17 protein-coding genes and 1 riboswitch are annotated in these 15,768 nt (G+C 55.7%); of the genes, 9 read left to right on the top strand and 8 right to left on the bottom strand.

Going from position 1 to position 15,768, the window contains the following annotated elements:
* Positions 1-70: 70 nt before the first annotated feature.
* Entirely contained in the window at positions 71-1,450 is a 1,380-nt protein-coding gene (rhlE, locus tag F3J30_RS12580; RefSeq protein WP_166717443.1) for an ATP-dependent RNA helicase RhlE, read from the bottom strand.
* Positions 1,451-1,689: 239 nt separating this feature from the next.
* On the opposite strand from rhlE, the gene cecR reads away from it, so the two are divergent.
* From cecR to F3J30_RS12555, 5 genes are all read left to right on the top strand, one after another.
* Positions 1,690-2,367 (top strand): transcriptional regulator CecR, encoded by a 678-nt coding sequence (gene cecR / locus F3J30_RS12575; protein ID WP_014069440.1) that lies wholly within the window; start codon positions 1,690-1,692, stop codon positions 2,365-2,367.
* Positions 2,364-3,359, top strand: coding sequence for a secretion protein HlyD (gene hlyD, locus F3J30_RS12570; RefSeq protein WP_166717442.1), 996 nt, complete (start codon positions 2,364-2,366; stop codon positions 3,357-3,359). The genes cecR and hlyD overlap by 4 nt, the downstream gene beginning before the upstream one ends.
* Positions 3,352-5,091 (top strand): ATP-binding cassette domain-containing protein, encoded by a 1,740-nt coding sequence (locus F3J30_RS12565; protein WP_166717441.1) that lies wholly within the window; start codon positions 3,352-3,354, stop codon positions 5,089-5,091. Before hlyD ends, F3J30_RS12565 begins: the two co-directional genes overlap by 8 nt.
* The gene (locus F3J30_RS12560; protein ID WP_166717440.1) at positions 5,081-6,214 is read left to right on the top strand and encodes an ABC transporter permease; all 1,134 of its coding nucleotides are present in this window, start codon (positions 5,081-5,083) and stop codon (positions 6,212-6,214) included. Before F3J30_RS12565 ends, F3J30_RS12560 begins: the two co-directional genes overlap by 11 nt.
* A 97-nt stretch (positions 6,215-6,311) precedes the next feature.
* On the top strand, positions 6,312-7,418 hold the full coding sequence (locus F3J30_RS12555; RefSeq protein ID WP_014069436.1) for an ABC transporter permease: 1,107 nt from the start codon (positions 6,312-6,314) through the stop codon (positions 7,416-7,418).
* Here F3J30_RS12555 and F3J30_RS12550 read toward each other — a convergent pair.
* Positions 7,380-7,790, bottom strand: a complete 411-nt coding sequence (locus tag F3J30_RS12550) for a YbhQ family protein (RefSeq protein ID WP_014069435.1) — start codon at positions 7,788-7,790, stop codon at positions 7,380-7,382. The genes F3J30_RS12555 and F3J30_RS12550 overlap by 39 nt on opposite strands.
* A 133-nt stretch (positions 7,791-7,923) precedes the next feature.
* On the opposite strand from F3J30_RS12550, the gene F3J30_RS12545 reads away from it, so the two are divergent.
* From F3J30_RS12545 to F3J30_RS12535, 3 genes are read left to right on the top strand one after another with little or no spacing between them, the layout of a single operon-like run.
* On the top strand, positions 7,924-8,685 hold the full coding sequence (locus F3J30_RS12545) for an endonuclease/exonuclease/phosphatase family protein (RefSeq protein WP_166717439.1): 762 nt from the start codon (positions 7,924-7,926) through the stop codon (positions 8,683-8,685).
* Positions 8,682-9,920: a cardiolipin synthase ClsB gene (clsB, locus tag F3J30_RS12540; protein WP_166717438.1), complete on the top strand. Its 1,239-nt coding sequence runs from the start codon at positions 8,682-8,684 to the stop codon at positions 9,918-9,920. The genes F3J30_RS12545 and clsB overlap by 4 nt, the downstream gene beginning before the upstream one ends.
* Positions 9,920-10,882 (top strand): YbhN family protein, encoded by a 963-nt coding sequence (locus F3J30_RS12535; RefSeq protein WP_166717437.1) that lies wholly within the window; start codon positions 9,920-9,922, stop codon positions 10,880-10,882. Before clsB ends, F3J30_RS12535 begins: the two co-directional genes overlap by 1 nt.
* Before the next feature lie 90 nt (positions 10,883-10,972).
* Here F3J30_RS12535 and F3J30_RS12530 read toward each other — a convergent pair whose 3' ends face one another.
* From F3J30_RS12530 to moaA, 6 genes are all read right to left on the bottom strand, one after another.
* Complete coding sequence (locus F3J30_RS12530; RefSeq protein WP_166717436.1) at positions 10,973-11,680, bottom strand: Bax inhibitor-1/YccA family protein; 708 nt, start codon at positions 11,678-11,680, stop codon at positions 10,973-10,975.
* Between the two features lie 64 nt (positions 11,681-11,744).
* Positions 11,745-12,197 (bottom strand): molybdopterin synthase catalytic subunit MoaE, encoded by a 453-nt coding sequence (gene moaE / locus F3J30_RS12525; RefSeq protein ID WP_014069430.1) that lies wholly within the window; start codon positions 12,195-12,197, stop codon positions 11,745-11,747.
* Position 12,198: 1 nt separating this feature from the next.
* Entirely contained in the window at positions 12,199-12,444 is a 246-nt protein-coding gene (moaD, locus tag F3J30_RS12520; RefSeq protein WP_166717435.1) for a molybdopterin synthase sulfur carrier subunit, read from the bottom strand.
* Complete coding sequence (gene moaC / locus F3J30_RS12515) at positions 12,437-12,922, bottom strand: cyclic pyranopterin monophosphate synthase MoaC (protein WP_166717434.1); 486 nt, start codon at positions 12,920-12,922, stop codon at positions 12,437-12,439. Before moaC ends, moaD begins: the two co-directional genes overlap by 8 nt.
* Positions 12,923-12,925: 3 nt before the next feature.
* Positions 12,926-13,438, bottom strand: a complete 513-nt coding sequence (moaB, locus tag F3J30_RS12510) for a molybdenum cofactor biosynthesis protein B (protein ID WP_166717433.1) — start codon at positions 13,436-13,438, stop codon at positions 12,926-12,928.
* A gap of 24 nt (positions 13,439-13,462) precedes the next feature.
* The gene (gene moaA, locus F3J30_RS12505) at positions 13,463-14,452 is read right to left on the bottom strand and encodes a GTP 3',8-cyclase MoaA (RefSeq protein ID WP_166717432.1); all 990 of its coding nucleotides are present in this window, start codon (positions 14,450-14,452) and stop codon (positions 13,463-13,465) included.
* A riboswitch (molybdenum cofactor riboswitch) is annotated at positions 14,440-14,574 on the bottom strand. Its footprint overlaps the gene before it by 13 nt.
* 226 nt (positions 14,575-14,800) lie before the next feature.
* Here moaA and yvcK point away from each other — a divergent pair.
* A complete protein-coding gene (yvcK, locus tag F3J30_RS12500) occupies positions 14,801-15,709 on the top strand; it encodes a uridine diphosphate-N-acetylglucosamine-binding protein YvcK (protein ID WP_014069425.1) in 909 nt (302 codons plus the stop codon).
* The last annotated feature ends 59 nt before the right edge of the window (positions 15,710-15,768 follow it).

Here is a 15,768-nt window from a genome sequence, read left to right as displayed (position 1 = left end):
GCCACTATTGTGGCACTTTCTTTTCGTTGTCGCAAAAAGAAAAGCCCGGCTTTACGGCCGGGCTTCCAGATTACTGCGGGTTAGCCGGTTTGCGCGGTCGACGGCGACGTTGCCCTTCTCCTGCCGGTTTCCCTTCGCCGCTGCGCCACGGGTTTTCACCCGCCGGTTTCGCATCGTTGTTACGGCGTGGAGGTTTACCTGATTTCGGTGCTCCACCTTCAGAGCGACGCGGTTGTTGGCTACGGCCACCGCCGCCCTGACCACGACCGCCGCCCTGGCGACCGTTCTGAATCGGCTCGGCTTTAATGGAAGGATCTACTTCGTAGCCCGGGGTTTCGATGCGTGGGATCTCTTTTTTCAGCAGACGTTCGATGTCGCGCAACAGTTTGTGCTCATCAACGCAGACCAGAGACAGCGCTTCACCGGTTGCCGCCGCACGACCGGTACGGCCGATACGGTGAACGTAATCTTCCGGCACGTTTGGCAGCTCGTAGTTCACCACGTGCGGAAGCTCTTCAATGTCCAGACCGCGCGCGGCAATGTCAGTTGCCACCAGCACACGAATATCGCCCGATTTAAAATCTGCCAGCGCACGGGTACGCGCGCCCTGGCTCTTGTTACCGTGGATCGCAGCGCTGCGAATGCCGTCTTTATTCAGCTGTTCCGCCAGGTGGTTAGCACCGTGTTTGGTACGGGTGAAGACCAGCACCTGCTGCCAGTTGCCCTGGCCAATCATCTGGGAGAGCAGTTCCCGCTTACGTTTTTTATCAACGAAATGCACATGCTGGGTCACCTGCTCGGACGCCGTGTTACGGCGCGCCACTTCCACTTCCAGCGGGTTATGCAGCAGCTTCTCGGCAAGGGCTTTAATCTCGTCGGAGAAGGTCGCAGAGAACAGCAGGTTCTGGCGACGCGGCGGCAGCTTAGCCAGTACGCGACGAATATCATGAATGAAGCCCATGTCCAGCATCCGGTCAGCTTCATCCAGCACGAGGATTTCGATGCTATCGAGCTTCACCGCGTTCTGGTGTTCCAGATCCAGCAGACGGCCCGGCGTTGCCACCAGCACGTCTACGCCGCCGCGCAGTTTCATCATCTGCGGGTTAATGCTGACCCCGCCAAAGACCACCAGCGAGCGGATGTTGAGATAGCGGCTGTACTCACGCACGTTCTCACCAATCTGAGCGGCCAGCTCACGGGTTGGCGTGAGGATCAGGGCGCGTACCGGGCGACGACCTTTTGCGTGCGGCTGGTTTTTTACCAGCAGCTCAAGGAGCGGCAGGGTAAAGCCTGCGGTTTTGCCGGTACCGGTCTGGGCGCTGGCCATCAGGTCGCGGCCTTGCAGTACGGCAGGGATTGCCTGCGTCTGAATTGGGGTAGGCTCAACGTAGCCCTGCTCTGCAATCGCGCGCAGAATTTCCGGGTTCAGGCCAAGGGAATCAAAAGACATAAAAACTCCGAACCGCCCCGACCATCACAGGTGTAGTTTTCAGGGAGATATAACGAATATGAGAGGACAAAAACCACAATGTCGCGAAGCGCTCGAGTGTAGCAGCTTTTGTGACGTGGCGCATAAAATATCCCTCTGTGATTCATCGACGAAATATTTCCCGCATAAGAGGGCAACTGGACAAAATAGTGAACCAGGCATAATCTTAATCAATCGATTGATTAATTTTAAATGCCGCTATGAACACAACCCCAACAACAACCAAAGGCGAACAGGCTAAAAGCCAGCTTATCGCCGCCGCGCTGGCACAGTTTGGCGAGTATGGACTTCATGCCACCACGCGCGATATCGCCGCGCAAGCCGGACAAAACATAGCGGCCATTACCTACTATTTTGGCTCCAAAGAGGATTTGTACCTCGCCTGTGCGCAATGGATCGCTGATTTTATCGGCGCGAATTTTCGCCCACACGTTGACGAAGCCACGGCGCTGTTCAGCCAGTCGTCGCCCGACCGTGCCGCCATCCGTCAGCTTATTCTCAACGCCTGCCATAATATGATCCGCCTGCTGACGCACGACGATACGTTGAACCTGAGTAAGTTTATCTCACGCGAGCAACTCTCGCCTTCCGCTGCCTACCAGCTGGTTCACGATCAGGTGATTTCCCCGATGCACACGCACCTGACCAGGCTCATTGCGGCCTATACCGGGCGCGATGCCAGTGATACTGAAACTATTTTGCATACCCATGCCCTACTGGGCGAAGTGCTGGCTTTTCGCCTGGGCCGGGAAACCATTTTGTTACGCACCGGCTGGACACAATTTGATGAGGATAAAGCCGCGCAGATTAGCCAGGTGATCACCTGTCACCTTGATCTGATCCTGCAAGGCTTAACGCTAAGGAGCCTGAAGTCATGAAAAAACCTGTCGCCATCATTCTGGTGGTCGTTATTCTGCTTGCTGCGGGGATCGGTGGCTGGCTGTGGTATCAGAGCCGACAAGACAACGGCCTGACGCTATACGGCAACGTCGATATTCGAACGGTGAACATGAGTTTCCGTGTTGGCGGCCGCCTGGCTTCCCTCTCTGTTGACGAAGGTGACACCATTAAAACCGGGCAGACGTTAGGCGTGCTGGACACCGCGCCTTACGAGAACGCGCTGATGCAGGCAAAAGCAGGCGTTTCCGTCGCCCAGGCACAGTATGACCTGATGCTGGCAGGCTATCGCGATGAAGAAATTGCCCAGGCCGCGGCGGCAGTTAAACAGGCGCAGGCAGCCTATGACTATGCGCAGAACTTCTACGCCCGTCAGCAGGGGCTGTGGAAAAGCCGCACCATTTCCGCCAACGACCTGGAAAATGCCCGTTCCTCCCGCGACCAGGCGCAGGCAACGCTTAAATCCGCGCAGGATAAATTAAGCCAGTACCACACCGGTAATCGCCCGCAGGATATCGCCCAGGCCAAAGCCAGCCTCGAACAGGCGCAGGCGCAGCTGGCTCAGGCACAACTGGATCTGCATGACACCACGCTGGTTGCTCCTTCTGACGGTACGCTAATGACCCGCGCCGTGGAACCCGGCAGCATGTTAAGCGCAGGCAGCACCGTACTGACCCTTTCGCTGACGCGCCCGGTGTGGGTGCGGGCCTATATCGACGAGCCGAATCTCAGCCAGGTCCAGCCAGGCCGTGAGCTGCTGCTCTATACCGATGGTCGCCCTGACAAGCCTTACCACGGCAAGGTGGGCTTTGTGTCGCCGACTGCCGAGTTCACGCCGAAAACCGTTGAAACGCCAGACCTGCGTACTGACCTGGTCTATCGCCTGCGCATCGTCGTGACTGACGCTGACGATTCCCTGCGTCAGGGGATGCCGGTTACCGTGAAATTCACCGACGGGGAACGACATGAATGACGCGGTTATCCAACTCGACAACCTGGTAAAACGCTTCGCGGGCATGGATAAACCCGCCGTCGCGCCGCTGAACTGTACGCTGCAAAAAGGCTATGTTACGGGGCTGGTTGGCCCCGATGGCGCGGGCAAGACCACGCTGATGCGAATGCTTGCCGGGTTGCTCAAACCTGATGACGGACGTGCAAGCGTACTTGGGCTTGATCCTGTCCATGACGACAGCGCCCTGCACGCCATGCTGGGCTACATGCCGCAGAAATTCGGTCTGTATGAAGATCTGACGGTGATGGAAAACCTGAATCTGTACGCCGATTTGCGCAGCGTCACCGGAGAAACGCGGCAAAAAACCTTCGCCCGTCTGCTGGAATTTACCTCGCTCGGGCCGTTCACGGAGCGCCTCGCGGGTAAGTTATCCGGTGGGATGAAGCAAAAACTCGGGCTGGCCTGCACGCTGGTTGGCGAGCCAAAAGTGCTGCTGCTTGATGAACCCGGCGTAGGCGTGGATCCCATCTCGCGCCGTGAGTTGTGGCAAATGGTGCACGAGCTGGCGGGCGACGGGATGCTGATCCTCTGGAGCACCTCGTATCTCGACGAAGCAGAGCAGTGTCGTGATGTACTGCTGATGAACGAAGGGGAACTTCTTTATCAGGGCGAGCCAACAACGCTCACGCAAAGCATGGCCGGGCGCAGCTTCCTGCTGCACAGCCCGCAGGAGTCCAACCGCAAGCTGCTCCAGCGGGTACTGAAACTGCCGCAGGTCAGTGACGGGATGATTCAGGGACGATCTGTGCGGGTCATTCTCAAAAAAGAATCCACGCCGGACGATATTCGTCAGGCGCAGGGAATGCCGCAGGTTGAGATTGAAGAGACCGCCCCGCGTTTTGAAGATGCGTTTATCGACCTGCTGGGCGGCGCGGGGACATCAGAATCTCCACTGGGGGCGATTCTGCACACCGTTGAGGGCACACCAGGCGAAACAGTGATTGAAGCCAAATCCCTGACCAAAAAATTTGGCGATTTTGCCGCCACCGACAACGTTAATTTCGCGGTGAAACGCGGCGAGATCTTTGGCCTGCTGGGGCCAAACGGCGCGGGGAAATCCACCACCTTTAAAATGATGTGCGGCCTGCTGGTGCCGACCTCTGGTAAAGCGCTGGTGCTGGATATGGATCTGAAAGTAAGCTCCGGGAAAGCGCGGCAACACCTCGGCTATATGGCGCAAAAATTCTCGTTGTACGGCAACCTGACCGTTGAACAGAACTTACGCTTTTTCTCCGGCGTTTACGGCCTGCGCGGGCGGGCGCAAAACGAAAAAATCAGCCGCATGAGCGACGCGTTCAGCCTGACGAATATTGCCTCTCACGCTACTGACGATCTGCCACTCGGTTTTAAACAACGACTGGCGCTGGCCTGTTCGCTGATGCATGAACCCGACATCCTGTTTCTTGATGAGCCAACCTCTGGGGTTGACCCCCTCACCCGCCGCGAGTTCTGGCTGCATATCAACAGCATGGTGGAAAAAGGCGTTACCGTCATGGTGACCACGCACTTTATGGATGAAGCGGAATATTGCGATCGTATCGGGCTGGTGTATCGCGGCAAATTGATCGCCCACGGTACGCCGGATGACCTGAAAAGCCAGGCCGCTGACGATGAGCAACCGGATCCGACAATGGAGCAGGCGTTTATCACGCTCATTCACGACTGGGATAAGGAGCACGCCAATGCGTCATAACGCGATTTCATGGCGCCGGGTGCGGGCGTTATGCATCAAAGAAACCCGCCAGATCGTACGCGATCCCAGCAGCTGGCTGATTGCGGTGGTGATCCCACTGCTGCTGCTGTTTATCTTTGGCTACGGGATAAACCTCGACTCCAGCAAGCTGCGGGTGGGGATTTTGCTGGAACAGCAGAGCGAAGAGGCGCTGGATTTCACCCACGCCATGACCGGCTCGCCTTACATTGACGCTACCATCAGCGACGATCGCCAGGCGTTGATCCAGAAAATGCAGGCCGGGAAAATTCGCGGCCTGGTGGTGATCCCGGTGGATTTCGCCGCCAACATGGCGCGCGCCAATACCGACGCGCCGATTCAGGTCATTACCGACGGTAGCGAGCCTAACACCGCTAACTTTGTGCAGGGCTATGTTGAAGGCATCTGGCAGCTCTGGCAGAAGCAGCGGGCGGAAGACACAGGGGAAACCTTCGAACCGCTGATCGACGTACAGACCCGCTACTGGTTTAACCCGGCTGCCATCAGCCAGCATTTTATCATTCCAGGTGCGGTGACCATCATCATGACGGTGATCGGGGCGATCCTCACGTCGCTGGTGATCGCCCGCGAGTGGGAGCGCGGCACGATGGAGGCGCTGCTCTCCACCGAAGTCACGCGGGTGGAGCTACTGCTTTGTAAGCTTATCCCCTACTACTTCCTCGGAATGCTGGCCATGCTGCTCTGTATGCTGGTGTCGGTGTTCATTCTGGGAGTGCCTTATCGCGGCTCGCTGGTGTTGCTGTTCTTTATCACCAGTCTGTTTTTACTGAGCACCCTGGGTATGGGGCTGCTGATTTCAACCATCACCCGTAATCAGTTTAACGCCGCGCAGGTCGCGCTGAACGCCGCGTTTTTACCGTCAATCATGCTGTCGGGCTTTATCTTCCAGATAGACAGTATGCCCGCCGTCATCCGTGCGGTGACCTATATCATTCCGGCGCGTTACTTCGTCAGTACGCTGCAAAGCCTGTTCCTGGCCGGGAACATTCCGGTGGTGCTGATTATCAACATCCTGTTTTTGATGGCGTCAGCGGTAATGTTTATTGGACTGACGTGGATAAAAACCAAACGGCGATTAGATTAACGCTGAGCAGATATTTCGCCCGGTGGCGCTACGCTTACCGGGCCTACGATTTGTAGGTCGGGTAAGCGCAAGCGCCACCCGACAGGAGGACGATGCAATGTTTCACCGCTTATGGACGTTAATACGCAAAGAGCTGCAATCGCTGTTGCGCGAACCGCAAACCCGCGCCATTTTGATCCTGCCCGTGCTGATCCAGGTTTTCCTGTTTCCGTTTGCCGCAACGCTTGAGGTGACGAACGCCACCATTGCCATCTACAACGAAGACAGCGGCAAACACTCCGTGGAGCTGACCCAGCGTTTTGCCCGGGCGAAAGCCTTTACCCACATTCTGCTGCTGAAAAGCCCCCAGGAGATCCAGCCCACCATCGACACGCAAAAAGCGCTGCTGCTGGTGCGTTTCCCGGCCGATTTTTCCCGCAACCTGGATACCTGGCAGACTGCGCCGATGCAGCTGATTCTGGACGGACGTAACTCGAACAGCGCGCAAATTGCCGCAAATTACCTGCAACAGGTGGTGAAGGACTACCAGCAGGAGCTGATGGAGGGCAAAACCAAGCCCAACAACAGCCAGCTGGTGGTGCGTAACTGGTATAACCCGAATCTGGATTACAAATGGTTTGTGGTGCCATCTCTTATCGCCATGATCACCACCATCGGCGTGATGATCGTGACGTCGTTGTCGGTCGCCCGTGAACGCGAGCAAGGCACGCTCGATCAGCTGCTGGTGTCCCCGCTGGCCACCTGGCAGATTTTTGTCGGTAAAGCCGTTCCAGCGCTGATTGTTGCCACCTTCCAGGCAACTATTGTGCTGGGCGTGGGGATCTGGGCGTACCAAATTCCCTTCGCCGGATCGCTGGCCCTGTTTTACTTCACTATGGTGATTTACGGTCTGTCGCTGGTGGGTTTTGGTCTGTTGATTTCCGCACTGTGCTCCACGCAACAGCAGGCGTTTATCGGGGTATTCGTCTTTATGATGCCGGCGATTTTGCTTTCAGGGTATGTATCACCTGTCGAGAACATGCCGGTGTGGTTGCAGGATCTGACATGGATTAACCCTATCCGGCACTTTACGGATATCACCAAGCAAATTTATCTTAAGGATGCGAGTCTGGAGATTATCTGGGGAAGTTTGTGGCCGCTATTGGTTATAGCGGCCACGACGGGCTCAGTGGCGTACGCGATGTTTAGACGAAACATTGCGTAACTTTTTCTCTTTAGTCAGCAACGAGACAACCGCAGGCCCTGCAAGAATTGCCAGACCCGCCAGGGCCAGCAGCAGGTTGTTTTGCAGCACACGCGACAACAGCCAAAGCACAATCATTGCGGCACCAAAATACCAGGTGGTGGTGAGCTCCTCGAGCACATCACCCACCTCGCGCCAGCGCGCTTCATGGTGGCGCTGCAAAAACAGCATCGACAGTACGGTGACACCGTAAAGAACACATAACCCTAAGCCGACACGCACCAGCGCGCCGCTCATCCAGCCCATCACCAGTACGGCCACGACCAGTAAATGCAACATTATCTGCCAGCAACTCAGGCCAGTTGCGACACGAACACGTTGTTGCCACTTCATGGCTTCTCTCCTGAAGAACATTTCTCTGCTAATTCAGACTACCGCACTTTACGGAAAATTCCGTAACACCGCATCTTTTTGTGACGCCTACTACACTTTATTTTCATCAGGATAGTCACCCTGGAAGGTGTTTATGACGCATAAAACGCAGCATTTATCGCTTAAAGTGCTGACAATTAACATTCACAAAGGCTTCACAGCATTTAACCGCCGCTTCATGTTACCGGAGCTGCGCGACGCTGTACGCACCGTCAGCGCGGACATCGTCTGCCTGCAAGAGGTGATGGGCGCCCATGACGTGCACCCAATGCATGTCGAAAACTGGCCCGACACGCCGCACTACGAATTTCTGGCGGATACGATGTGGAGTGATTATGCCTACGGGCGTAACGCGGTTTACCCGGAAGGCCATCACGGCAACGCGGTGCTATCGCGTTTCCCGATTGAATATTACGAAAACCGCGACGTTTCCGTGGGCGAAAGCGAAAAACGCGGTCTGCTTTACTGCCGCATTACCCCACCCAGACTGGACTTTCCCGTTCACGTTGGCTGCGTGCATCTCGGCCTGCGTGAAGCGCACCGTCAGGCGCAGCTAAAGATGCTGGCCGAATGGAGCAATGCCCTACCGGAAGGTGAGCCGGTAGTGGTGGCGGGTGATTTTAACGACTGGCGGCAGCGGGCCAACCACCCGTTGAAGGTGGAAGCCGGGCTGGAGGAGATTTTTACCCGCGCCAATGGCCGCCCCGCACGGACCTTCCCGGTGCGTTTTCCCCTGCTGCGACTTGACCGTATCTACGTGAAAAACGCTCATGCCAGCAGCCCGACCGCCCTGGCGTTACTCAACTGGCGCCATCTTTCCGACCACGCCCCGCTGAGCGCGGAGATCCACTTATGAGATGCTCATGGCAGGAAGGAAACCGCATCACGCTGCTGGAAAATGGCGATAACTATTATCCTGCAGTGTTCAAGGCCATTGACCGTGCCCAGCAGAAAGTGATCCTCGAAACCTTTATCTGGTTCGAGGACGAAGTGGGGAAACAGTTACACAGCGTGCTGCTGCGCGCTGCCCTGCGCGGCATCAAAATCGAAGTGCTGCTCGACGGCTACGGCTCTCCGGATCTGAGCGACGAATTCGTCAATGAACTCACGTCGGCTGGCGTGATATTCCGTTACTACGATCCCGGCTCACGTCTGTTTGGTATGCGCACCAATCTTTTTCGCCGTATGCACCGCAAAATTGTGGTGGTCGATGAAACAGTAGCCTTTGTCGGCGGCATTAATTATTCCGCCGAACATATGTCTGACTATGGCCCGGAGGCCAAACAGGATTACGCGATCCGTATCGAAGGCCCGGTGGTTCAGGACATCTTACTGTTCGAACTGGAAAACCTGCCGGGTAATAATGCGGTGCGACGCTGGTGGAAGCGCCGCCATCGCCCGGAAGAGAACCGCAAGCCCGGCGAAGCGCAGGCGCTGTTTGTCTGGCGGGATAACGGCGAACACCGGAACGATATTGAGCGTCATTATCTGAAGATGCTGGCGAACGCGAAGCGCGAGGTGATTATTGCCAACGCCTATTTCTTCCCTGGCTACCGCCTGTTGCACGCCATGCGCAATGCGGCGCGTCGCGGCGTGCGGGTGAAACTGATTGTGCAGGGCGAGCCCGATATGCCGATTGTCAAAGTCGGCGCGCGTCTGCTGTATAACTATCTGGTGAAAGGCGGCGTGCAGATTTACGAATACCGCCGCCGACCACTGCATGGAAAGGTCGCACTGATGGACGATCACTGGGCGACCGTCGGCTCCAGTAATCTCGATCCGCTGAGCCTGTCGCTCAATCTGGAAGCCAATCTGATCGTCCACGATCGCCAGTTCAACCAGACCCTGCGCGATAACCTTCAGGGACTGATCGTTAACGACTGCGTGCAAGTGGATGAGTCTATGGTGCCGAAACGCACCTGGTGGAACCTCGGTATCAGTGTGGTGGTGTTCCACTTCCTGCGCCATTTCCCGGCCATGGTCGGCTGGCTGCCTGCACACACACCTAAACTTGCGCTGGTCAACCCGCCGGTGCAGCCTGAAATGGAAACACAGGATCGCGTTGAAGTGGAAGATGGAGGAAAAACCTGATGTCACACTCCCATCCTCGCTGGCGCCTGGCTAAGAAAATCCTCACCTGGCTTTTCTTTATCGCCGTCGTGGTGCTGTTGGTGGTATACGCCCGGACAGTCGACTGGGAAGAGGTGTGGAAGGTTATCCGCAACTACAACCGGATGGTACTGCTGGGCGCGTCTGGACTGGTGATTGTCAGTTACCTGATTTACGGCTGTTACGACCTGCTGGGGCGAAAGTACTGCGGCCATAAACTGGCGAAACGGCAGGTGATGCTGGTGTCGTTTATTTGTTATGCCTTCAACCTGACGCTCAGCACCTGGGTGGGCGGCATCGGGATGCGTTACCGCCTCTACTCCCGGCTTGGGCTGCCTGGCAGTACCATCACGCGTATTTTTTCCCTGAGTATTACCACAAACTGGCTGGGCTATATCCTGCTGGGCGGCGTTATTTTCACCACAGGCGTGGTGCAACTGCCCACACACTGGTACATCGATGAAACTACGCTGCGCATTTTAGGCGGTGTGCTGTTGCTGATTATCGCGTTTTATCTGTGGGCCTGTGCGTTTTCACGCCGCCGCCACATGACCATAAAAGGCCAAAAGCTGGTGCTGCCCTCCTGGCGATTTGCCGCCATACAGTTAGTGATATCAGGCGCCAACTGGATGGTGATGGGGGTGATCATCTGGCTACTGATCGGCGAGGATGTGAACTATTTCTTCGTGCTGGGTGTGCTGCTGGTGAGCAGTATCGCGGGTGTAATTGTCCATATCCCGGCAGGGATTGGCGTACTGGAAGCGGTGTTTATCGCCCTGCTTGCCGGGGAGCATGTCTCTCAGGGAACCATTATCGCCGCCCTGCTCGCGTACCGTATGCTCTATTACTTCCTGCCGCTGGCGCTGGCAACGATCTGTTATTTGCTGCTGGAGAGCCGGGCGAAAAAGCTTAGAGCGAAGAATGAGAAGGCGATGGCGAAATAAAAGCAAAACGGCAACCTTGTTGCCGTTTTTTGTGTTTGTTCCCTCTCCCGTGGGAGAGGGTCAGGGTGAGGGCATCAGGCCGCACCAACCCTAGCGACGGTTGCCCAGAATACGCAGCAGCATCAGGAACAGGTTGATAAAGTCCAGATACAGCGTCAGCGCGCCAAGGATGGAGTATTTACGCAATGTTGAGCTATCGCGCACGTCAATCTGCTCGCCGATGTTTTTCAGTTTCTGCGTGTCATAGGCCGTCAGCCCGACAAAGACAATCACCCCAATGTAGGTCACTGCCCACATCAGCGCTTCGCTCTTGAGCCACAGGTTCACCAGCGATGCCAGCACGATCCCAATCAGCGCCATAAACAGCATACTGCCAAAACCGCTCAAATCGCGCTTTGTGGTGTAACCGTACAGGCTCATCGCGCCAAACATCCCGCCGGTCACGACAAACGTGCTGGCGATGGAGGAATAGGTGTAAACGATGAAAATACTCGAAAGCGTTAGCCCGGTCAGCGCCGAGTACAGCATAAAAAGCGTGGTCGCCATGCCGGCACTGAGCTTTTGCACCATGCCAGAAAGGACGAACACCAGCGCCAGTTGGGCGATGATTAAGCCAAAGAAGGTGATTTTGCTGGAAAAGATAAACATCATCAGCTCAGGTGTATTTGCGGCGTACCACGCGATAAACGCGGTCAGCAGCAGGCCGACTGTCATCCAGCCGTACACCTGGGCCATATACGTTTGCAGCCCGGTTCGGGTCTGCTGCACTATCGAATCGGAACGCGGAAATCGGTCCATGATTCACTCCTGATTAAGATTAAGTAGACATACGCTTTAAGACTAACACATCTACGTAAACCGACTACCAACGACCAGCAGCTTGTTTATCGCTGTCACGCGATTCCACCCACCGCTCACCTTCTGGCGTTGCTTCACGCTTCCAGAATGGCGCTTTGGTTTTGAGGTAGTCCATAATAAATTCGCCCGCCGCAAACGCACTGCTGCGATGCGCGCTAGTGACGCCTACGAACACGATCTCTTCACCCGGCCACATTTCGCCGATGCGGTGGATAACCGTGACGCGCCCGAGCGGCCAGCGCCCGCGCGCCTCGTCCACGATCTCCGCCAGCGATTTTTCGGTCATGCCTGGATAGTGTTCCAGCGTGAGCGCTTTTACGCTGTCGCCAAGATTGTGGTTACGCACTTTACCGGTGAAGGTGACCACCGCGCCATCTTCGTCGCGCTCCGCCAGCCAGCTGTATTCTGTACCGACACTGAAGCGGTCGTGACCTACCAGAATTCGGGTTTCAGCCATTTCAGCCTCCTGTTACCGGCGGGAAGAACGCCACTTCGTCACCGGACTTCAGCGGATGGTTAAAATCCACCAGAGTCTGATTAACAGCCGCCAGCAATTTGCCCTCATCCAGCGCCAGCGCCCAGCGGTCGCTTTGTTCTGCCAGATGCGCGCGCAGTGCGGCAACGTTATCGAATGAAGTATCCAGGGTCAGGCTATCGGTGTTGACCAGCTCGCGGACCTGAGCAAAAAAGAGCACTTTAATCATGGCTGTCCACCTTAAAATCGCCAGATTTGCCACCGCTTTTTGCCAGCAGACGAACCGGGCCAATCACCATATCTTTTTGCACGGCTTTGCACATATCGTAGATAGTCAACGCGGCGACAGAGGCCGCCGTCAGTGCTTCCATCTCGACGCCGGTTTTCCCGGTTAAACGACACAGCGATTCAATTCGCACGCGGTTATGTTCCGGCTGTGCCAGCAGGTTTACCTCAACCTTGCTGAGCATCAACGGGTGGCACAGTGGGATCAAATCCCAGGTCCGTTTCGCGGCCTGGATACCGGCAATGCGCGCGGTAGCAAACACATCGCCCTTGTGGTGGCTGCCATCGATAATCATCGCCAGGGTTTCAGGCAACATGGTCACGAAAGCTTCAGCACGCGCTTCACGCACCGTTTCGGCTTTGGCAGACACATCCACCATATGCGCTTCGCCAGCGGCGTTAATGTGGGTCAATTGCGACATAACTTATTTCTTTAAATGGGGATGGAAATTACACGGGCGGGTACGGGCATCGAGCTGCGGCGCGATGATGTTCTCCCACGCGGTACGACACGCTTTGGTGGAGCCTGGCATGGCAAAGATCAGCGTTTTGTTCGCCACCCCCGCCACCGCGCGGGACTGCAAGGTTGAGGTGCCAATCTCTTCAAATGAGAGCATCCGAAACACTTCGCCAAAACCTTCCACTTCGCGATCGAACAGGGGAATCAACGCTTCGGGAGCCTGATCTCCTGCGGTAAAACCGGTCCCGCCAGTAATCAGCACCACCTGCACGTCATCGCCAGCGATCCACTGGGAAACCTGGGCGCGGATGGCATAGCGGTTCTCTTTAACAATCGCTTTATCCACAATATGGTGCCCGGCTTCGTGTGCCGCATCGCGCAGCCAGTGGCCAGAGGTATCATCCTCTTCACCACGGCGTTCAGAAACGGTAAGAATAGCGATACGTGTCGGGATAAATTCTGCGCTTACCTGACTCATCTTCTGGTTCCTTCTTAAGACTGATTACCCGCCAATGTATGACAGGTTCTGAGTAATTCCGGTATTGCCCTGATGCAGGAAGTGGGTCTGTTTTTTATGCGTCAGTGCTTCGGAAATGCGCGCTTCAAGCGCGTCCTGTTGAGCATCATTTTCCAGCAGGTCGCGCAGGTCGACGCCGCCGTCCCCAAACAGGCATAAGTGCAACTTGCCCACGGACGAGACGCGCAGGCGATTGCAGCTGGCGCAGAAGTCTTTCTCGTACGGCATGATAAGCCCGATTTCCCCTTCGTAATCAGGGTGACAAAAGACCTGCGCCGGGCCGTCGCTGCGCTGGCGGATCTGGTGGATCCAGCCGCGTTTCAGCAGCTCGTCGCGCAGCACCATGCCGGAGATGTGATGACGACGGAACAGCTCGCTACCCTCGCCGGTTTCCATCAGCTCAATAAAACGCAATTGAATGCGGCGTGATTTGATCCACGCCAGGAAGGTGTCCAGTTGATGATGGTTAACATCGCGCATCAGTACCGTATTGACTTTCACCTTCTCGAAACCGGCAGCAAACGCCGCATCAATGCCGTCCATCACCTGCCGGAACTTATCCTGGCCGGTAATGGCGTGGAACTGGCGGGCATCAAGGCTATCGACGCTGACGTTAATCGCCGTCAGGCCAGCGTCACGCCAGTTCGCCACGTCCCGCGCCATACGATACCCATTGGTGGTTACCGCAATTTGACGGATACGGTCGTTTTCGCGCACCGCAGCGATAATGTCGGGAAAGTCGCGACGCAGAGAAGGTTCTCCCCCGGTCAGGCGCACTTTTTCGGTGCCGAGTTCAGTGAACGCACGCGTGACGCGGCGCACTTCATCCACGGAGAGAAAGCCGTTATTGGTGGTGCTGCCAGGCTTGTAACCGTCAGGCAGGCAATATGTGCAACGGAAATTGCACACATCGGTAATCGACAGACGTAAGTAGAAGAACTTACGCGCGAAAGCATCAGTAAGTTGTGAAGCCATGTACACCTTTCCAGATACGGGAGGCACAGTCATTTCTTTCTGTACCCTGGTGGCAAATCCGCCACGGCCAGAGCGCCATATCTTTCGACACAGGCACAAAGGCTAGAGTGTATGTTTTCAAATTCGAAAACGTGGTTAAGGCGATAGTAGCGCGGAAATCATCTCTTCGCCATTATCGCTTTTCGCTATATAATTATATATATAACGACCTGATCGTGCATTTTCGTAACAGAATACGCAAAAACAGGACTTTCGCATTGATATACGTCATTTTGCATCGGGTGAAGCATCGTCTTTTAGGGGTAGTTAGGTTACTGTTACGCTGTTCGAACGTGATAAGGAATGGGTATGCGCAATCGCACTTTTGCGGATCTTGATCGGGTGGTCGCTCTTGGCGGAGGCCACGGTCTGGGGCGAGTGATGTCTTCACTTTCCTCTCTTGGATCCAGGCTCACAGGGATAGTCACCACCACTGATAATGGCGGTTCTACAGGGCGCATTCGCCGTTCGGAAGGCGGTATCGCATGGGGCGATATGCGTAACTGTTTAAATCAGTTAATTACCGAACCGAGCGTAGCATCTGCGATGTTTGAGTATCGTTTTGCCGGTAACGGCGAACTTTCTGGCCATAACCTCGGAAATCTGATGTTAAAGGCGCTGGATCACCTGAGCGTGCGGCCTCTTGAGGCCATCAATTTAATACGTAATCTGCTTAAAGTAGATGCGTTCCTGATCCCGATGTCTGAACATCCGGTCGACTTGATGGCAATTGATGTGGAAGGCCATGAAGTTTACGGCGAAGTGAATATTGACCAGCTGACCCTGCCGCCAAAAGAGCTTATGACATATCCGGCCGTGCCCGCGACGCGCGAAGCCGTTGATGCTATCGGCGAAGCGGATTTGATCCTTATTGGGCCGGGCAGTTTTTACACCAGCCTGATGCCCATTCTGCTGGTCAAAGAGCTGGCCCAGGCGCTGCGCAGAACCCCTGCACCGGTTGTCTATATCGGTAATTTAGGGCGTGAACTGAGCCCGGCGGCGGCAAGCCTGACGCTTGCGGATAAGCTCGGCATCATGGAACAGTACGTCGGGAAAAAAATCATCGACGCGGTGGTGGTCGGCCCGAAAGCGGATGTGTCAGGAATTAGTGCCCGTGTGGTGGTGCAGGAACCGCTGGAAGCCAGTGATATTCAGTATCGCCACGATCGCCATCTGTTGCGCGAAGCGCTGGAAAAGGCGATTCAGGCGCTGGGTTAAGGTTTTGTTTTCGTGCGGTCTGGTGCCCTCACCCCGGCCCTCTTCCACAGGGAGAGGGA

This window comes from Enterobacter sp. Tr-810, assembly GCF_011752765.1.
GTDB lineage: Bacteria > Pseudomonadota > Gammaproteobacteria > Enterobacterales > Enterobacteriaceae > Enterobacter > Enterobacter soli.
Note: the sequence above shows the minus strand (reverse complement) of the source record. Positions and strands in the feature narration are given on the sequence as shown.